The sequence below is a fragment of the Pseudomonas faucium genome (genome assembly GCF_021602585.1).
GTDB lineage: Bacteria > Pseudomonadota > Gammaproteobacteria > Pseudomonadales > Pseudomonadaceae > Aquipseudomonas > Aquipseudomonas faucium.
Genome location: NZ_BQIP01000006.1, coordinates 217,953 through 235,969, shown reverse-complemented (window position 1 = coordinate 235,969; position 18,017 = coordinate 217,953). Strand labels below are relative to the sequence as shown.

Here is an 18,017-nt window from a genome sequence, read left to right as displayed (position 1 = left end):
CGAACTCAGCAGTGAAACGATGCATCGCCGATGGTAGTGTGGGGTTTCCCCATGTGAGAGTAGGTCATCGTCAAGATTCATTTCGCAAAACCCCTATCTGCGCGAGCAGGTAGGGGTTTTGTCTTTCTACTTCGAAAACTCGGGCCTTCGTCGCCTCCCACATTTCGTGCGGGGCCACTAGAATAGTCCGACGTACCTATTCAGAATCCCCAGATGCCCGAAACCGAAGCCCTAGAGCAGTTGCCGCTGGATGAGCTGGTCGCCTGTCACGAGTGCGACCTGCTGATGCGCAAGCCGGTGCTGCAGCATGACGAAAAAGCCCAATGCCCGCGCTGTGGCTACGAGCTGTATGCCCACCGGCACAATGTGGTCAACCGCAGCCTTGCCCTGGTGCTGACCGCGCTGTTGCTATTCGTGCCCGCCAACTTCCTGCCGATCATGCAGTTGCATCTGCTTGGCCAGACTTCGGACGATACGGTCTGGACCGGTGTAGTGGGCTTGTACAACTCCGAGATGCGCGGCGTTGCCATCGTGGTCTTCCTGTGCAGCATGGCCATACCCTTGCTCAAGCTGCTGTGCCAGCTGGCGGTGCTGTTGAGCATCCGCCTGGACATCGGCCGCAGCTATGGCCTGCTCTGCTACCGCATCTATCACCATCTACGTGACTGGGGCATGCTCGAGGTCTACTTCATGGGCGTGCTGGTTGCCATCGTCAAACTCGTGGACCTGGCCGAGCTGAGCATAGGCCTGGGTCTGTTCTGTTTCATCAGCCTGCTGCTGATCCAGGTCTGGCTCGAAGTGGTGATGTCGCCACACCAGATCTGGAGTGCATTGTCGGGGGAGGATCTGCATGCGGGCGATTGATGCAGGCATTGTGGTTTGCAACGAATGCCATGAACTGAACCGCCAGGACAGCGAGCAAGGCACGCAGACCTGCACGCGCTGCGGCGCCATCGTGCACGCACGCCGGCCCAACAGCATCGTGCGGACCTGGGCGCTGCTCATCGCGGCATCGATTCTGTACATTCCCGCCAACGTGCTGCCGATCATGACCGTCAGCGCGCTGGGGCAGGGCAGCCCGGACACCATCATGTCCGGCGTCATCGCCCTGCTCAAGCACGGCATGCTGCCGATTGCCGCGGTGGTGTTCATCGCCAGTATCCTGGTGCCGACCTTCAAGCTGATCGGCATCGGCCTGCTGCTGTACTCCGTGCAGCGCCGCCAACCCTTGTCGGCGCGGCAACGAATCCTGATGTACCGCTTCATCGAGTTCATAGGGCGCTGGTCCATGCTGGACATCTTCGTCATTGCCATTCTGGTGGCAGTGGTGAATTTCGGCCGCATCGCCAGTGTCGAAGCCAACCTGGGCGCTGTCGCCTTCGCAACTGTGGTGATTCTCACGATGCTTGCCGCTTTAACTTTCGATCCCCGACTGATTTGGGATAACACGGAGTCGGATGACGACCATGAGTGACTTGCCAACCGCCAAAACCCGCCCCGCCTCCAATTGGTCGGCAATCTGGATTCTGCCGCTGATCGCGCTGATGATCGGCGGTTGGCTGGCCTGGCAGGCGTACCGCGATGCCGGCGTGGAAATCGAGGTGCGTTTCGAAAGCGGTGAGGGGATCGTCGCCAACAAGACCGAAGTCATCTACAAGGGCATGCCGGTCGGCAAGGTGAAGAGCCTGGTGCTCGACGCCAAGGGCGAGAAGCAGGGCGTCATCGCCACCATCGAGATGAACAAGGCCGCAGAGCCTCACCTGAACAAGGGCACGCGCTTCTGGCTGGTCAAGCCCAGTGTCAGCCTGGCGGGTATCTCCGGGCTCGAGACGCTGGTGTCAGGCAACTACATTGCCGTCAGTCCAGGTGAAGGTGAGCGAACCAAGCGCTTCACCGCGTTGAAAGTGGCGCCGCCGCTGTCGGACAACGAGCCAGGCCTGCACCTGACGCTCAAGGCTGACCGCCTGGGCTCGCTCAACCGCGACAGCCCGGTGTTCTACAAGCAGATCCAGGTCGGCCGGGTGAAGAGCTACCGCCTCTCCGACGACCAGAGCACGGTCGAGGTCAAGGTATTCATCGAGCCGGCCTACGCCAGCCTGGTGCGCAAGCACACGCGCTTCTGGAATGCCAGCGGCATCAGCATCGACGCCGACCTGTCCGGGGTGAAGGTGCGCAGCGAATCGTTGTCCAGCATCGTCGCCGGCGGTATCGCCTTCGCTACCCCCGAGTACCGCAAGGACAGCCCGCCCACCGACCCGAGCCTGCCGTTCCGCCTGTATGAAGACTTCGACGCTGCCCAGGCGGGCATTCGCGTCAAGGTCAAGCTGAACGACTACGAAGGCCTGCAGGCCGGGCGCACGCCGGTGATGTACAAAGGCATTCAGGTCGGTTCGCTGAAAGCGCTGAAAATGGAAGACAACCTGGCCAGCGCCATGGCCGAGCTGACCCTGGACCCGCTGACCGAAGACTATCTGGTCGACGGCACGCAGTTCTGGGTGGTCAAGCCGTCCATCTCGCTGGCGGGCATCACCGGCCTGGAGGCCCTGGTCAAGGGTAACTACATCGCCATCCGCCCGGGTGAGAAGGGCGCCACGCCGCAGCGCGAGTTCGAGGCCAGGCCCAAGGCGCCGCCACTCGACCTCAAGGCACCCGGCCTGCACATGGTGCTGTTCGCCGACACCCTGGGCTCGCTGGAGGTCGGCAGCCCGGTGATGTATCGCCAGGTGAAGGTCGGCAGCGTGCAGAGCTACCAGTTCGCCCGCAACAGCAATCGCATCCTGATCGGTGTGCACATCGAGAAGGAATACGAAAACCTGGTCAACGGATCGTCGCGCTTCTGGAACGTCAGTGGCATCACCCTCACGGGCGGCCTATCGGGCATCAAGATCAAGAGTGAATCGCTGCAGACCCTGATGGCTGGTGGTATCGCCTTCGATACGCCGACCCCGAATGTTGCGCTCAAGCGCCGTATCCCGCGTTTCCGCCTGCTGGAGAGCCAGGAGGCGGTGAACCGCAGCGGCACGCTGGTCACCATCCGCGTCGATCGCGCCGACGGCCTCAAGCCGGGCACGCCAATCCGCTTCCGCGGCCTGGACGTGGGCAGCGTGGAAAGCGTCGACCTGACCCAGGACCTGCAGGCGGTGGTGCTGCGAGCGCGCATCACTGAGGCGGCTGACCGCATCGCCCGGGTGGGCACCCAGTTCTGGGTGGTCAAGCCGGCGCTTGGCTTGGTGCGTACCGAAAACCTCGACACCTTGATTGGTGGCCAATACCTGGAAGTGCAGCCATCAGCCAAGGACCGGGGTGCGCAGCGCGACTTCATCGCGTTGGCCCAGGCGCCGGAGGTGGTTGGCCAGGAGGTAGGCCTGCCGCTGACCTTGAGCGCGCCTCGACGAGGTTCGATCAAGCCTGGCGTGCCGGTGACCTATCGCGAGGTGGCCGTGGGCAAGGTTACCGGCTTCGAGCTGGGCCAGAGTGCCGACCGGGTGCTGATCCATATCCTGATCGAGCCGCGCTATGCCGCGTTGGTGCGCAGTGGTAGCCGATTCTGGAACAGCAGCGGGTTCGGCTTCGACTGGGGCTTGTTCAAGGGCGCGACGGTGCGTACCGAGTCGCTGGAAACGCTGATAGATGGCGGTATTGCCTTTGCCACGCCCGATGGCGAGCAGATGGGCAACCCGGCTCGACCGCAGCAGACCTTTGCCTTGTTCGAGAAACCTGAGGATCAATGGCTGCAGTGGGCGCCGAAGATTCAGATCGCCAAGTAATGGAGTGGGGCCGCTATGCGGCCCAATCGCCGGCAAGCCGGCTCCCACAGTGTAGGAGCCGGCTTGCCGGCGATGAGGGCGGTACAGGCAAGCTCATCAAATCGCAGGCAATAAAAAACCGACCCTAGGGTCGGTTTTTCGACAAGAACGTCGCTTAGGCAGCTGCAGCTTCTTTCAGCGCCTTGATGTGGCCATTCAGACGGCCTTTGTGGCGAGCAGCTTTGTTCTTGTGGATGATACCTTTGTCGGCCATACGGTCGATTACTGGTACAGCCAGAACGTAAGCGGCTTGCGCTTTTTCGGCGTCTTTTGCGTCGATGGCTTTAACTACATTCTTGATGTAGGTGCGGACCATGGAACGCAGGCTGGCGTTGTGGCTGCGACGCTTCTCAGCCTGTTTTGCACGTTTCTTGGCGGAAGGTGTGTTGGCCACCGTCGAGCTCCTCGAAAGACTTTAGGTAAATAGCAAACAAAATAGGCCGCGAATCATGCCGATCAGTCGAGCGGATGTCAAGGCCACCTGCAGGGTTCCGCCGAGCGGTGCACCAACAGGAGGGAAAGAATTCCTTTCTGCTGCACGACCTGTAAACTCGGGAATTTTTGGCTCCCCTGCGAAGGCGCGGGAGTATCGCACATTCGGACGCCACATGCAGCGTCCTCTGTCATTGGCGTGAATCTTTTCGATGAATCTGCTCAAATCCCTGGCTGCAGTCAGCTCCATCACCATGATTTCCAGGGTGTTGGGCTTCGTGCGCGATACGATTCTGGCCCGCGTGTTCGGTGCCGGCGTTGCCACCGACGCCTTTTTCATCGCCTTCAAGCTGCCCAACCTGTTGCGGCGGATATTCGCCGAAGGGGCCTTCTCCCAGGCCTTCGTGCCCATTCTTGCCGAATACAAGACCCAGCAGGGCGAAGAGGCCACGCGCACGTTCATTGCCTATGTCAGCGGCCTGCTGACGCTGGTACTGGCGCTGGTTACCGCCGTCGGCATCCTGGCTGCGCCCTGGGTGGTGTGGGCCACGGCGCCCGGTTTCGTCGACAGCGCCGAAAAATACGAGCTGACCACCGCCCTGCTGCGGGTGACGTTTCCTTATATATTGCTGATCTCGCTGTCGTCCCTGGCCGGGGCAATCCTCAATACCTGGAACCGCTTCTCGGTGCCGGCCTTCACCCCGACCTTGCTGAACGTGGCGATGATTGCCTTCGCCGTGCTGCTCACGCCGTACTTCGACCCGCCGATCATGGCCCTGGCCTGGGGTGTGCTGGCCGGTGGCCTGGCGCAGCTGCTGTACCAGCTGCCGGCGCTGAAGAGGATCGGCATGCTCGTGCTGCCGCGCCTGAACCTGCGCGACACCGGCGTATGGCGGGTGCTCAAGCAGATGCTGCCGGCGATTCTCGGGGTCTCGGTCAGCCAGATCTCGCTGATCATCAACACCATCTTCGCCTCCTTCCTGGTGGCAGGCTCAGTGTCGTGGATGTACTACGCCGACCGCCTGATGGAGCTGCCCTCGGGCGTGCTCGGCGTGGCGCTGGGCACCATCTTGCTGCCGACCCTGGCCAAGACCTACGCCAACAAGGACCGTGAGGAGTACTCGCGGATCATGGACTGGGGCCTGCGCCTGTGCTTCCTGCTGGTTTTGCCCTGCACCCTGGCCCTGGCGATCCTCGCCGAGCCGCTGACCGTGGCCTTGTTCCAGTACGGCAAGTTCAGCGCCTTCGATGCGGCCATGACCCAGCGTGCATTGATCGCCTATTCGGTGGGCCTGCTGGCAATCATTCTGGTCAAGGTACTGGCACCGGGCTTCTATGCGCAGCAGAATATCCGCACGCCGGTGAAGATCGCGATCTTCACCCTGGTCTGCACCCAGCTGTTCAACCTGGCGCTGATCGGCCCGCTCAAGCACGCCGGCCTGGCCCTGGCGATCAGCCTCGGTGCCTGCCTCAATGCCGGCCTGCTGTTCTGGAAGCTGCGCAGCCAGCGGTTGTTCGAGCCGCAGCCGGGCTGGATGCTGTACCTGCTCAAGCTGGTGCTGGCGGTGACGCTGATGTCGGCGGTGCTGTTGCTGGGCATGCACTACCTGCCGGCCTGGGACCAAGGCAACATGCTGGCGCGCTTCATGCGCCTGGGCGGGTTGATCGCGGCGGGCGTGGTGACCTATTTCGGCTGCCTCTACCTGTGCGGCTTCAGGCCCCGGCATTTCGCCCGCAAGGCCCTGCACTGAGGCACAAGGCGGGTCAGGCGTCGGTTTTTCGCATTCCACGCCACACCCGGGCGCTGCTGCCTGTCACCAGCGCCCGGGTGTGGTTATAATCGGCCACTTTATGAGCAAGAAGCGCGTTATGCAGCTGGTTCGAGGTCTTCACAACCTGCGCCCCGAGCACCGGGGCTGTGTCGCCACCATTGGCAACTTCGACGGGGTTCACCGTGGCCACCAGGCAATCCTGGCGCGCCTGCGCGAGCGCGGCCAGGCGTTGGGCCTGCCGACCTGCGTGGTGATCTTCGAGCCACAGCCGCGCGAGTACTTTGCGCCCGACACCGCACCGGCCCGCCTGGCGCGCCTGCGCGACAAGGTCGAGCTGCTGGCCGCAGAAGGCATCGACCGGGTGCTGTGCCTGGCCTTCAACCAGCGCCTGAGCAAGCTCAGCGCCGATGAATTCGTCAAGGCGATCCTGGTCGACGGCCTGGGCGTGCGCCACCTCGAGGTGGGCGATGACTTTCGCTTCGGCTGCGACCGGGCCGGCGACTTCGCCTTCCTGGTCGGTGCCGGCCAGCAGTACGGGTTCACCGTCGAGGCTGCCAACACGGTGATCCAGGATGGCCTGCGGGTCAGCAGCACCGAGGTGCGCAAGGCGCTGTGCGAAGGCAACTTCGAGCTCGCCGAGCACCTGCTGGGCCGCCCTTATCGCATCACCGGGCGCGTGTTGCACGGCCAGAAGCTGGCCCGCCAGCTCGGCACGCCCACCGCCAACATCCAGCTCAAGCGGCGTCGCGTGCCGCTGTCCGGGGTGTACCTGGCCAGCATCGAGATCGACGGCAAGGCCTGGCCGGGTGTCGGCAACATCGGGGTGCGCCCTACCGTGGCCGGTGACGGCCGCCCGCACCTCGAGATACATCTACTGGATTATGCCGGCGATCTGTATGGCCGGCGCCTGACGGTGGAATTCCACCACAAGCTGCGTGAAGAGCAGCGATTCGCCTCCCTGGAGGCGCTGAAGTCGGCGATCGATGCGGATATCGCCGCCGCACGTGCACATTGGCACGCTCAACCGCTAACGAAGAGCCTGAAATGACCGACTACAAAGCCACGCTTAACCTTCCGGACACCGCCTTCCCCATGAAGGCCGGCCTGCCTCAGCGCGAACCGCAGATTCTGCAGCGCTGGGACAGCATTGGCCTGTACCGGAAGCTGCGCGAGATTGGCAAGGATCGTCCCAAGTTCGTCCTGCACGACGGCCCGCCTTATGCCAACGGCAAGATTCACATCGGTCATGCGCTGAACAAGATTCTCAAGGACATGATCGTCCGCTCCAAGACCCTGTCGGGCTTCGACGCGCCCTACGTACCGGGCTGGGACTGCCACGGCCTGCCGATCGAGCACAAGGTCGAGGTCACCCACGGCAAGCACCTGACCGCCGACCGCACCCGCGAGCTGTGCCGCGAGTATGCCGCCGAGCAGATCGAAGGGCAGAAGACCGAGTTCATCCGCCTGGGTGTGCTGGGCGACTGGGACAACCCCTACAAGACCATGAACTTCGCCAACGAGGCCGGTGAAATCCGCGCCCTGGCCGAGATGGTCAAGCAAGGTTTCGTGTTCAAGGGCCTCAAGCCTGTGAACTGGTGCTTCGATTGCGGTTCGGCCCTGGCCGAGGCTGAAGTCGAATACGCCGACAAGAAGTCCCAGACCATCGACGTGGCCTTCCCGGTCGCCGACGCCGACAAGCTGGCTGCCGCCTTCGGCCTGCCAGCGCTGGCCAAGCCCGCCGCCATCGTGATCTGGACCACCACCCCGTGGACCATCCCCGCCAACCAGGCGCTGAACATCCACCCGGAGTTCAAGTACGCCCTGGTCGACACCGGCGAGCGCCTGCTGGTGCTGGCCGAAGAGCTGGTCGAGTCGTGCCTCAAGCGCTACAACCTGGAAGGTACGGTGCTCGCCACCGCCCAGGGTTCGGCCCTGGAGCTGGTCAACTTCCGCCACCCGTTCTACGACCGCCTGTCGCCGATCTATCTGGCCGATTACGTCGAGCTGGGCGCTGGCACTGGCGTGGTCCACTCCGCGCCGGCCTATGGTGAGGACGACTTCGTCACCTGCAAGCGCTACGGCATGGTCAACGACGACATCCTCACCCCGGTGCAGAGCAACGGCGTGTACGTGGAGTCGCTGGCGTTCTTCGGCGGCCAGTTCATCTGGAAGGCCAACCCGGCCATCGTCGAGAAGCTGAGCGAAGTCGGTGCGCTGATGCACACCGAAACCATCAGCCACAGCTACATGCACTGCTGGCGCCACAAGACCCCGCTGATCTACCGCGCCACCGCGCAGTGGTTCGTCGGCATGGACAAGCAGCCGAGCACCGGCGAGCCGCTGCGCGAGCGTGCGCTCAAGGCTATCGAAGACACCAAGTTCGTCCCGGCCTGGGGCCAGGCGCGCCTGCACTCGATGATCGCCAACCGCCCAGACTGGTGCATCTCGCGTCAGCGCAACTGGGGCGTGCCGATCCCGTTCTTCCTGCACAAGCAGAGCGGCGAGCTGCACCCGCGCACCGTCGAGCTGATGGAAGCGGTGGCCAAGCGTGTCGAGCAAGAGGGCATCGAGGCCTGGTTCAAGCTGGACGCCGCCGAACTGCTGGGTGAAGAAGCCGGCCAGTACGACAAGATCAGCGACACCCTGGACGTGTGGTTCGACTCCGGCACCACCCACTGGCACGTGCTGCGCGGCTCGCACGACATCGGCCACGCCACCGGCCCGGTCGCCGACCTCTACCTGGAAGGCTCCGACCAGCACCGTGGCTGGTTCCACTCCTCCTTGCTGACCGGTTGCGCCATCGACAACCACGCGCCATACCGCGAGCTGCTGACCCACGGCTTCACCGTGGACGAAAGCGGCCGCAAGATGTCCAAGTCGCTGGGCAACACCATCGAGCCGGAGAAGGTCAACAACACCCTGGGTGCCGACATCCTGCGCCTGTGGGTTTCGGCCACCGACTATTCCGGCGAGATGGCTGTTTCCGAGCAGATCCTGCAGCGCAGCGCCGATGCCTACCGGCGTATCCGCAACACCGCGCGCTTCCTGCTCTCCAACCTGTCTGGCTTCGACCCGGCCCGCGACCTGCTGGCCCCAGAGGACATGCTGGCGCTGGACCGCTGGGCGGTTGACCGCACCCTGCTGCTGCAGCGCGAGCTGGAAGAGCACTATGGCGAATACCGCTTCTGGAACGTCTACTCGAAGATCCACAACTTCTGCGTGCAGGAGCTGGGTGGCTTCTACCTCGACATCATCAAGGACCGCCAGTACACCACCGGCGCCAACAGTGTCGCCCGCCGTTCCTGCCAGACCGCGCTGTACCACATCAGCGAAGCGCTGGTGCGCTGGATCGCGCCGATCCTGGCCTTCACCGCCGACGAAATCTGGCAGTACCTGCCAGGCGAGCGCAACGAGTCGGTGATGCTCAACGGCTGGTACCAGGGCCTGAGCGAGCTGCCCGCAGGCACCGAGCTGGACCGTGCGTACTGGGACCGTGTGATGGCCGTCAAGGCGGCGGTCAACAAGGAGCTGGAAAACCAGCGTACCGCCAAGGTCATTGGCGGCAACCTGCAGGCCGAAGTCACCCTGTTCGCCGAAGAAGGCCTGAGCGCCGACCTGGGCAAGCTGGGCGATGAGCTGCGCTTCGTGCTGATCACCTCCGCCGCCAGCGTGGTGCCGTTCGCCCAGGCCCCGGCCGATGCCGTGGCCACCGAAGTCGAAGGCCTGAAGCTCAAAGTGGTCAAGTCCGGCCACGCCAAGTGCGGCCGTTGCTGGCACTTCCGCGCCGACGTCGGCAGCCACCCGGAGCATCCGGAAATCTGCAGCCGTTGCGTCGACAACCTGAGCGGCTCGGGCGAGGTGCGCCACTATGCCTAACCCTGCAGCGGGGCGCTTCGGGCGCCTTGCCTGGCTCTGGCTCAGCCTGCTGGTCCTGGTCCTCGACCAGGCCAGCAAGCTGTACTTCAACAACGCCCTGAGCATGTACCAGCAGATCGTGGTCATTCCCGACTACTTCAGCTGGACCTTGGCCTACAACACTGGCGCGGCATTCAGCTTCCTGGCCGACGGTGCCGGCTGGCAGCGCTGGCTGTTCGCCCTGATCGCCGTGGTGGTCAGTGGCGTGCTGGTGGTCTGGCTCAAGCGCCTGGGGCGTGGCGAGACCTGGCTGGCGGTGGCCCTGGCATTGGTGCTGGGCGGTGCGCTGGGCAACCTGTACGACCGCATCGTGCTTGGCCACGTGGTCGACTTCATCCTGGTGCACTGGAAGAACACCCATTACTTCCCGGCCTTCAACCTGGCCGACAGCGCCATCACCGTTGGTGCGGTGATGCTGGCGCTGGATATGTTCAAGAGCAAGAAGTCCGAGGATCCGGTCCATGACTGACACCCGTATCGGCCAGAACACCGAAGTCACCCTGCACTTCGCGCTGCACCTGGAAAACGGCGACACCGTCGACAGCACGTTCGACAAGGCCCCGGCCACCTTCAAGGTCGGTGACGGCAACCTGCTGCCTGGCTTCGAGAGCGCGCTGTTCGGCTTCAAGGCCGGCGACAAGCGCACCGTGGTGGTGGCGCCGGAGAATGCCTTCGGCCAGCCCAACCCGCAGAACGTGCAGGTCATGCCACGGTCCAACTTCGAGGGCATGGAGTTGTCCGAAGGGCTGCTGATCATCTTCAACGACGCCGCCAACACCGAGCTGCCGGGTGTGGTCAAAGCGTTCGATGACGACCAGGTGACCATCGACTTCAATCACCCACTGGCTGGCAAGACCCTGACCTTCGAGGTGGAGATCCTCGAGGTGAAGGCCCTGTAAGCCTGGAGCCGAGCATGCAAATCAAACTCGCCAACCCACGCGGCTTCTGCGCGGGGGTCGACCGGGCGATCGAGATCGTCAACCGCGCGCTGGAAGTCTTCGGCCCGCCGATCTATGTGCGCCATGAAGTGGTGCACAACAAGTTCGTGGTGGAAGACCTGCGCAACCGCGGCGCCATCTTCGTCGAAGAGCTGGACCAGGTGCCGGACGATGTCATCGTCATCTTCAGTGCCCATGGCGTTTCCCAGGCCGTGCGCCAGGAAGCCGCCGGCCGTGGCCTGAAGGTGTTCGACGCGACCTGCCCGCTGGTCACCAAGGTGCATATCGAAGTGGCCAAGTACAGCCGCGATGGCCGCGAAACCATCCTGATCGGCCACGAAGGGCACCCGGAAGTCGAAGGCACCATGGGCCAGTACGACGCCAGCAACGGCGGCGCCATCTACCTCGTCGAAGACGAAGAGGATGTCGCCAGGCTGCAGGTGAACGACCCGGACCACCTGGCCTTCGTCACCCAGACCACGTTGTCGATGGACGACACCAGCCGCGTCATCGATGCCCTGCGTGCGCGCTTCCCGAACATCGGTGGCCCGCGCAAGGACGACATCTGCTACGCCACCCAGAACCGCCAGGATGCGGTCAAGCAACTGGCTGACGAGTGCGATGTGGTGCTGGTGGTGGGCAGCCCGAACAGCTCCAACTCCAACCGCCTGCGCGAGCTGGCCGAGCGCATGGGCACCCCGGCCTACCTGATCGATGGTGCCGAGGACATGCAGCGCAGCTGGTTCGACGAGGCCGCGCGGATCGGCATTACCGCCGGTGCTTCGGCGCCCGAAGTGCTGGTGCGTGGGGTGATCGACCAGCTCAAGGCCTGGGGCGCCACTGGCGCCGAAGAGCTCGATGGGCGCCCGGAGAACATCACGTTCTCCATGCCCAAAGAGCTGCGGGTTCGCTCGCTGATCTGATCAGCGGCCTGCGCACAGGGAGTTCTCGAGCTCATCGGTGCGCAGGCTGACCCGGCCGCTGGTAGCCAGCACCACCCGATATTGGCTCGGCGCGAAAGGCTTTTCGCAAAGCTCCAGTCTGCCGCCCAGCAGCCCGTTGTTTCTTCCTAGCGGCACACCCAGCGCACTGAACCTCACCTGCTCATCGATATTCACGGCGATGTTCATCGGCCGTGGCAGGCGATGCTCGCGCAGTACTTGCTGGTTATGTTCCAGCAGCACTCGCCAACCTTTGCCCCAATCGTTTTCCAAAGATTGCACCATCACTGGCTGGCTTTGCAGCAGTGCGTGGCTGCGTGCGCTACGCAGTGCCTGTGCCAAATCCCGCGCGGCGGCTGCTCTGTGCAGGTCATCGCTAAATCGGGTGTAGGCCGGCATGCCCAGTTGTGTCAGCAATGTGGCCAGCCCCAGCGCCAACATCATTTGAAGCAGTGTTACGCCCTGTTGCTTCACCGTGCAGTCCTCCCCAGCAAGTGCTTCGCTGAAGCTTCATGCTGGTAGGGAAGTCGGTCCAGTCGGCAGCGTTGAAGGTAAATGCAGGAAAAATCGCAGGAGGTGCAAGGATGCACAACGATCAACACGGCATGACATTGTTGGAAGTGCTGTTGGCCATGCTGGTGGTGGCAGTGGCAGTACTCGCTGCAGCAGCTTTGCAGGTGAAGGCTTTGCAGGCCACCGGTGCTGCAACGCTCGAGGCGCAGGTGGCGCTTGCGGCGCACAGCGAGCATGAGCGGCGCCAGCCATGAGGCGCCTGCAGAGCGGTTTCGGTTTATTTGAAGCCCTATTGGCGCTGGCCATCGGGCTGATGGTGCTGGCGGCGGGCAGCCAGTTGTTCGCCTCTGTCTATCACGCCTGGCGCCTGCAAGACGCAGCGCTGCGCCTGCAGGATGATGCCCGCCTGGCCTTGCTGCGCATGGCTCAGGATCTGCGCATGGCCGGCATGTTCGGGTGTCTGCGTCTGGCGCCTGATGATTTCGATGACCCGGCCGCTGCACATTGGCCCGTCCAGCCTGGACCTGGTGGTTGCCGAGTTACCCGGTTTTGCCGGTGCACCGGACTGGACCTTGCTGACCGACTGCAGCAGCGAGGCGCAGGTCTACAGCGGGCGCCGTCAGCATACGAACGCGCTGATGGCGATCCCTATCAGCCGCCATCGCTATGCGCTCGACGGCACCACGCTGAGGCTCACCCGACGCAACAATCCTCAGCCCTTGGTCGACCATGTGCGAGAGATGCGGGTGACCCATGTGCGCACGCCACTTGGCGAGCGGGTCGATCTGCTACTGACGTTGTATGAGCCAACTCTGAAGCTTGAACAGCAGCATGCTTTGAGCGTGGCGCTGCGTAATACGTTGGTCTTCCCATGAGCCGCCAGCGAGGTGTGGCCCTGCTGCTGGCCCTGGTGTTGAGCCTGCTGCTCGGTTTGCTGGCGGTTTCATCCTTGCGCGCCGCGTTGCAGGAAACCCGAATGAGCAGTTCTCTGCGTGACAGCCTGCAGGCGCTAGAAGCGGCTGAAGCGGTGCTGTTGGTGGGTGTGGATCACGTCCGACGTGCGCCGCCCGCGATATGCCAGGCATGCCCGCCGCCGTCGCATCCGCACGAACTGCGAGGCACGTGGCTAAGCACGTCGAGCGGCTATTACCAACTACAGAACCTGGGAGTTACGGATAAGGCCGCGCATACGCCGGCAGGTGAACACGTCACCCTGTACCGGGTAACGGCAGTCAGCCGGCAACTGCCAGCCAGGCAGGTGCTGGAAGCCGTCTATGCCGTGCCAACCGCGCAAGCCCAGGCCCCCCGGCGCATCCTCTGGCGCCAGCGACTGAGGGAAGACTGACATGCAGCAAGGCCTGAGCCTGATCGAGTTGTTGATTGTCATGGCCGTCATCGGCATTCTGGCAGCCATTGCCTACCCCAGTTACAGCGAACAGCTGCGGCGAGCCGGACGCAACGAAGCGGTCGGCCTGCTGCATGACGCCGCCCTGCGCCTTGAGCAGCATCGCGTGCGCACCGGCCAGTACGCCGAGGGCGACCCGGCATTGCCGGTCGCCAACCGCCATTACCGCCTGCAGGCCATTCGCGGCAGCGACACCTTCACGCTGCTCGCCCAACGCTTGCCGCATGGCCTGATGGCCGATGACCGCTGTGGCGACTACCAGCTCGACCAGGCGCTGGTGCGCAGCAATCCGGGCGGCGTCGAGGCTGCTGAACGCTGCTGGGGAAGCTGAAGGCTCAATGATGCCCGTGCATCGCGGTTTTACTTCAGGTGTTGGATCGACAGATGAGCAAGCAAGTAGTGGTGGTCGGTGGCGGGGTGATCGGCCTGCTGACGGCGTTCAACCTGGCGGCGAAAGTCGGGCAGGTGGTGGTGTGCGACCAGGGCGAGGTCGGCCGCGAGTCGTCCTGGGCCGGTGGCGGTATCGTCTCGCCCCTGTACCCTTGGCGCTACAGCCCGGCGGTGACCGCCCTGGCGCACTGGTCGCAGGACTTTTATCCGCAGCTGGGCGAGCGCCTGTTCGCCAGCACCGGCCTCGACCCCGAGGTGCACACCACCGGCCTGTACTGGCTCGACCTGGACGACGAAGCCGAGGCCCTGGCCTGGGCCAAGCGCGAGGGGCGGCCGCTGAGCGCCGTGGATATCTCGGCAGCGTACGATGCCGTGCCGGTGCTGGGCCCGGGCTTCAAGCGGGCGATTTTCATGGCGGGTGTGGCCAACGTGCGCAACCCGCGGTTGGTCAAGTCGCTCAAGGCCGCGCTGCAGGCGTTGCCCAACGTGACCTTGCGCGAGCACTGCCAGATCACCGGTTTTGTTCAGGAGAGTGGGCGTGTCACCGGCGTGCAGACAGAAGAGGGTGTGCTGCCGGCCGATGACGTGGTGCTCAGTGCTGGCGCCTGGAGTGGTGACCTGCTGCGCACGCTTGGCCTTGAGTTGCCGGTGGAGCCGGTGAAGGGCCAGATGATTCTGTTCAAGTGCGCCGAGGACTTCCTGCCGAGCATGGTGCTGGCCAAGGGGCGTTATGCGATCCCGCGGCGGGATGGGCATGTTCTGGTCGGCAGTACCCTGGAGCACGCCGGCTACGACAAGACCCCGACCGAGGAGGCGTTGGCCAGCCTGAAGGCGTCGGCGATCGAATTGCTGCCGGAGCTCGAGGGTGCTGAAGTGGTTGGGCACTGGGCCGGGTTGCGGCCTGGGTCGCCTGAAGGTGTGCCTTATATTGGGCGGGTGCCGGGGCATGAGGGGCTGTGGTTGAACTGCGGGCATTACCGTAATGGGTTGGTGCTGGCGCCGGCTTCGTGCCAGTTGTTCGCTGATTTGCTGACGGGGGCTGAGCCGATTATCGAGCCGGCGCCTTATACACCTGAAGGGCGCTTGGGCTGAAACAGCCGGGCCCGCTGTGCGGGCCATTCGCCGGCAAGCCGGCTCCCACAGGGATAGCACCGCTCTCAAAGCCTGCGTTGCACCTGTGGGAGCCGGCTTGCCGGCGATGGGGCCAACGTGGCCTCAGGCCGTAATCGGCACCTGCAAATGCCGGCTCGGATAATGCTGCTCATACACCTTGCACACCCGCAGCACCTGCTCATCGGCAAAGCGCCCGGCCACCACCTGCAAGCCCACCGGCAACCCCTCGCGGGTAAACCCGCACGGCACCGACGCCGCCGGCTGCTGGGTCAGGTTGAACGGGTAGCTGAACGGCGTCCACTCCATCCACTGCGCCATCCCCGACCCCGGCGGCACGTTGTGCCCCGCCTCGAACGCCACCAACGGCATCATCGGTGAAACCAGCACGTCATACCGCTGGTGGAACGCATTCATCTTGGCAATCAGCTCGGCCCGCGCCTCCAGCGCCAATGTGTATTCGCTCAGGCTGATGCGTGCGCCCTGTTCGGCAATCCAGCGCAGCCCGGGGTCGAGCTGCGCCCGCTGTTGTTCGCTGAAACTGCTGGCCAACCGCGCCGCGCCAGCGAACCACAGGGTATTGAACACTTCCAGCGGGTCGTTGAAGCCCGGGTCCACTTCCTCCACCTGCGCCCCCAGGCGCGCCAGGCGCTGTACCGCTTGCGCCACCAGCGCCTGGATCTGCGGGTCGACCTGGATGTAGCCAAAGTCGGCGCTGTAGGCGATGCGCACGCCGCTGAGGTTCTGTTCCTGGCCCAGCCAGGGCGCCTGCCGGGCGGCGCCGGCCAGCCCGTCGCGGGCATCGGGGCGGGCCACGCAGTCGAGCATCAGCACCGCATCGTCGACCGTGCGCGTCATCGGCCCCAGGTGCGAGAGCACGGTCATGGCGCTGGCTGGCCACTGCGGCACGTAGCCAAAGGTGGGCTTGATGCCGAAGGTGCCGGTGAACGCGCAGGGGATGCGGATCGACCCCCCGGCATCACTGCCCTGGTGCAGCACGCCCAGGTTCAGCGCGGCGGCAGCGGCCGCGCCACCGGACGAGCCGCCGGCGGTCAGGCGGGTGTCCCAGGGGTTGCGGGTAATGCCGTACAGCGGGTTGTCGGTCACGCCCTTCCAGCCGAACTCGGGGGTGGTGGTCTTGCCCACCAGCACCGCGCCCGCGCCCCGCATGAACGCGCTGAACGGGGCATCCACGTCCCACGGGCCGGCCGCCGAGGTGGTGTGCGAGCCCTTGCGCGTGGGCATGCCGCAGGTCAGCGTCAGGTCCTTGATCGAGGCCGGTACGCCGTCCAGCCGGCCGCAGGGCTCGCCGCGCTGCCAGCGCTGCTCGCTGGCGCGGGCAGCGGTGCGGGCGCCTTCGGCGTCGACATGGCAGTAGGCGTTGACCGCCGGGTTGTGCTGGTCGATGCGCGTCAGCACGTCGTCGACCACCTCGACCGGCGACAGTTGCCGGCGCTGGTACAGGTCGAGCAGCTCGGTGGCGGTGAATGCTCCGATTGCGGTCTTGCTGGTCATCTCAACGGGCTCCCTGGTTGGCGGCCTGGAACATGGCGCGCAGCAGTACATCACAGCCGTCGGCCAGGTCCTGTGGCGCGGCGTTTTCGATTTCGTTGTGGCTGATGCCGCCTTCGCACGGCACGAAGATCATCCCGGCCGGGCCGAGTTCGGCGAGGAAGATCGCGTCGTGGCCGGCGCCGCTGACGATGTCCATGTGGCTCAGGCCCAGCTCGCGCGCGCCCTGGCGCACGGCATCGACGCACTGCTCGGCAAAGTACAGCGGCGGGAAGTCGGCGGTGGGGGTCAGCTCGAAGCGCAGGCCGTGCCTGGCCGCGCTGCTTTCGATGGCCGCGCGCACCTCATCGACCATCGCCTGCAGGTGGCCGGGGTCGAGGTGGCGCAGGTCGATTGTCATGTTCACCTGGCCGGGGATGACGTTGCGCGAGCCCGGGTGCAGGCTCAGGCAGCCGACCGTGCCACAGGCATGCGGCTGGTGGGCATGGGCCACGCGGTTGACCGCCGCCACCACTTCGGCGGCGCCGACCAGCGCATCCTTGCGCAGGTGCATCGGCGTGGGGCCGGCGTGGGCCTCGACGCCGGTGAGCACCAGGTCGAACCACTTCTGCCCCAGGCAACCCTGGACCACGCCGATGGTGGTGCGCTGGTCTTCCAGCACCGGGCCCTGCTCGATATGCGCCTCGAAGTACGCCCCTACCGGGTGCCCGGTCGGCACGCGCGGGCCGGCATAGCCGATACGCGCCAGCTCGGCGCCCACCGACAGGCCCTGGTCATCGACCTTGTCGAGGGTTTCCTGCAGGCCGAACTTACCGGCGAACACCCCCGAGCCCATCATGCACGGCGGGAAGCGCGAGCCTTCCTCGTTGGTCCACACCACCACCTCCAGCGGCGCTTCGGTGGTCAGGTTCAGGTCGTTGAGGGTGCGCATCACCTCCAGCCCGGCCATCACCCCGTAGCAGCCATCGAACTTGCCGCCAGTGGGCTGGGTGTCGATATGGCTGCCGGTCATCACCGGTGGCAAGGCCGGGTTGCGCCCCGGGCGGCGGGCGAAGATGTTACCGATGGCGTCGACGCTGACCGTGCAGCCGGCCTCGCTGCACCAGCGCACGAACAGGTCGCGGGCCTGGCGGTCGAGGTCGGTCAGGGCCAGGCGGCACACGCCGCCCTTGGCGGTGGCGCCGAGCTGGGCCAGGTCCATCAGCGATTGCCAGAGGCGTTCGCGGTTGGCCAGCGCGCCCTGGCCGAGCAGGTGCTGCGAGGGATCGATGCGGGTGTTCATG

17 protein-coding genes, 1 rRNA gene and 1 pseudogene are annotated in these 18,017 nt (G+C 64.6%); 15 read left to right on the top strand and 4 right to left on the bottom strand.

What is annotated here, in order from left to right; all coding sequences use genetic code 11:
* From rrf to L6D75_RS10045, 4 genes are all read left to right on the top strand, one after another.
* A 5S ribosomal RNA gene (rrf, locus tag L6D75_RS27615) occupies positions 1-76 on the top strand; the annotation flags it as partial.
* 137 nt (positions 77-213) lie between these two features.
* Positions 214-864, top strand: coding sequence for a paraquat-inducible protein A (locus L6D75_RS10055; protein ID WP_176513803.1), 651 nt, complete (start codon positions 214-216; stop codon positions 862-864).
* Entirely contained in the window at positions 851-1,474 is a 624-nt protein-coding gene (locus tag L6D75_RS10050; RefSeq protein WP_176513805.1) for a paraquat-inducible protein A, read from the top strand. Before L6D75_RS10055 ends, L6D75_RS10050 begins: the two co-directional genes overlap by 14 nt.
* Positions 1,467-3,767, top strand: a complete 2,301-nt coding sequence (locus L6D75_RS10045; protein WP_176513807.1) for a PqiB family protein — start codon at positions 1,467-1,469, stop codon at positions 3,765-3,767. Before L6D75_RS10050 ends, L6D75_RS10045 begins: the two co-directional genes overlap by 8 nt.
* A 154-nt stretch (positions 3,768-3,921) precedes the next feature.
* Here L6D75_RS10045 and rpsT read toward each other — a convergent pair whose 3' ends face one another.
* Entirely contained in the window at positions 3,922-4,200 is a 279-nt protein-coding gene (gene rpsT / locus L6D75_RS10040; RefSeq protein ID WP_003247625.1) for a 30S ribosomal protein S20, read from the bottom strand.
* A 250-nt stretch (positions 4,201-4,450) separates the two neighbouring features.
* On the opposite strand from rpsT, the gene murJ reads away from it, so the two are divergent.
* From murJ to ispH, 6 genes are all read left to right on the top strand, one after another.
* Entirely contained in the window at positions 4,451-5,989 is a 1,539-nt protein-coding gene (gene murJ, locus L6D75_RS10035) for a murein biosynthesis integral membrane protein MurJ (RefSeq protein WP_176513809.1), read from the top strand.
* A 118-nt stretch (positions 5,990-6,107) separates the two neighbouring features.
* Complete coding sequence (gene ribF, locus L6D75_RS10030) at positions 6,108-7,058, top strand: bifunctional riboflavin kinase/FAD synthetase (RefSeq protein ID WP_176513811.1); 951 nt, start codon at positions 6,108-6,110, stop codon at positions 7,056-7,058.
* Positions 7,055-9,886: an isoleucine--tRNA ligase gene (gene ileS, locus L6D75_RS10025; protein WP_176513812.1), complete on the top strand. Its 2,832-nt coding sequence runs from the start codon at positions 7,055-7,057 to the stop codon at positions 9,884-9,886. The genes ribF and ileS overlap by 4 nt, the downstream gene beginning before the upstream one ends.
* The gene (lspA, locus tag L6D75_RS10020) at positions 9,879-10,394 is read left to right on the top strand and encodes a signal peptidase II (protein WP_176513814.1); all 516 of its coding nucleotides are present in this window, start codon (positions 9,879-9,881) and stop codon (positions 10,392-10,394) included. The genes ileS and lspA overlap by 8 nt, the downstream gene beginning before the upstream one ends.
* Complete coding sequence (gene fkpB, locus L6D75_RS10015) at positions 10,387-10,824, top strand: FKBP-type peptidyl-prolyl cis-trans isomerase (protein WP_012270371.1); 438 nt, start codon at positions 10,387-10,389, stop codon at positions 10,822-10,824. The genes lspA and fkpB overlap by 8 nt, the downstream gene beginning before the upstream one ends.
* A gap of 14 nt (positions 10,825-10,838) precedes the next feature.
* Positions 10,839-11,786 carry a 4-hydroxy-3-methylbut-2-enyl diphosphate reductase gene (ispH, locus tag L6D75_RS10010; RefSeq protein ID WP_176513817.1) on the top strand — a complete coding sequence of 316 codons (948 nt, stop codon included), beginning with the start codon at positions 10,839-10,841 and terminating at the stop codon, positions 11,784-11,786.
* On the opposite strand, the gene L6D75_RS10005 is transcribed toward ispH, so the two are convergent.
* The gene (locus L6D75_RS10005) at positions 11,787-12,278 is read right to left on the bottom strand and encodes a GspH/FimT family protein (RefSeq protein WP_176513830.1); all 492 of its coding nucleotides are present in this window, start codon (positions 12,276-12,278) and stop codon (positions 11,787-11,789) included.
* 110 nt (positions 12,279-12,388) lie between these two features.
* On the opposite strand from L6D75_RS10005, the gene L6D75_RS10000 reads away from it, so the two are divergent.
* From L6D75_RS10000 to thiO, 5 genes and pseudogenes are all read left to right on the top strand, one after another.
* Positions 12,389-12,571 (top strand): prepilin-type N-terminal cleavage/methylation domain-containing protein, encoded by a 183-nt coding sequence (locus L6D75_RS10000; RefSeq protein WP_176513832.1) that lies wholly within the window; start codon positions 12,389-12,391, stop codon positions 12,569-12,571.
* Positions 12,568-13,192, top strand: a pseudogene (locus L6D75_RS09995) (PilW family protein). The gene L6D75_RS10000 and the pseudogene L6D75_RS09995 overlap by 4 nt, the downstream one beginning before the upstream one ends.
* Complete coding sequence (locus L6D75_RS09990; RefSeq protein WP_176513834.1) at positions 13,189-13,662, top strand: PilX N-terminal domain-containing pilus assembly protein; 474 nt, start codon at positions 13,189-13,191, stop codon at positions 13,660-13,662. Before L6D75_RS09995 ends, L6D75_RS09990 begins: the two are co-directional and overlap by 4 nt.
* A 1-nt stretch (position 13,663) precedes the next feature.
* Positions 13,664-14,053 carry a type IV pilin protein gene (locus tag L6D75_RS09985; protein WP_176513836.1) on the top strand — a complete coding sequence of 130 codons (390 nt, stop codon included), beginning with the start codon at positions 13,664-13,666 and terminating at the stop codon, positions 14,051-14,053.
* Between the two features lie 53 nt (positions 14,054-14,106).
* Positions 14,107-15,204 (top strand): glycine oxidase ThiO, encoded by a 1,098-nt coding sequence (thiO, locus tag L6D75_RS09980; RefSeq protein ID WP_176513838.1) that lies wholly within the window; start codon positions 14,107-14,109, stop codon positions 15,202-15,204.
* Between the two features lie 123 nt (positions 15,205-15,327).
* On the opposite strand, the gene L6D75_RS09975 is transcribed toward thiO, so the two are convergent.
* Positions 15,328-16,737, bottom strand: coding sequence for an amidase (locus L6D75_RS09975; protein ID WP_176513840.1), 1,410 nt, complete (start codon positions 16,735-16,737; stop codon positions 15,328-15,330).
* A gap of 1 nt (position 16,738) precedes the next feature.
* Complete coding sequence (locus tag L6D75_RS09970) at positions 16,739-18,016, bottom strand: Zn-dependent hydrolase (RefSeq protein ID WP_236193516.1); 1,278 nt, start codon at positions 18,014-18,016, stop codon at positions 16,739-16,741.
* Between the last annotated feature and the right edge of the window lies 1 nt (position 18,017).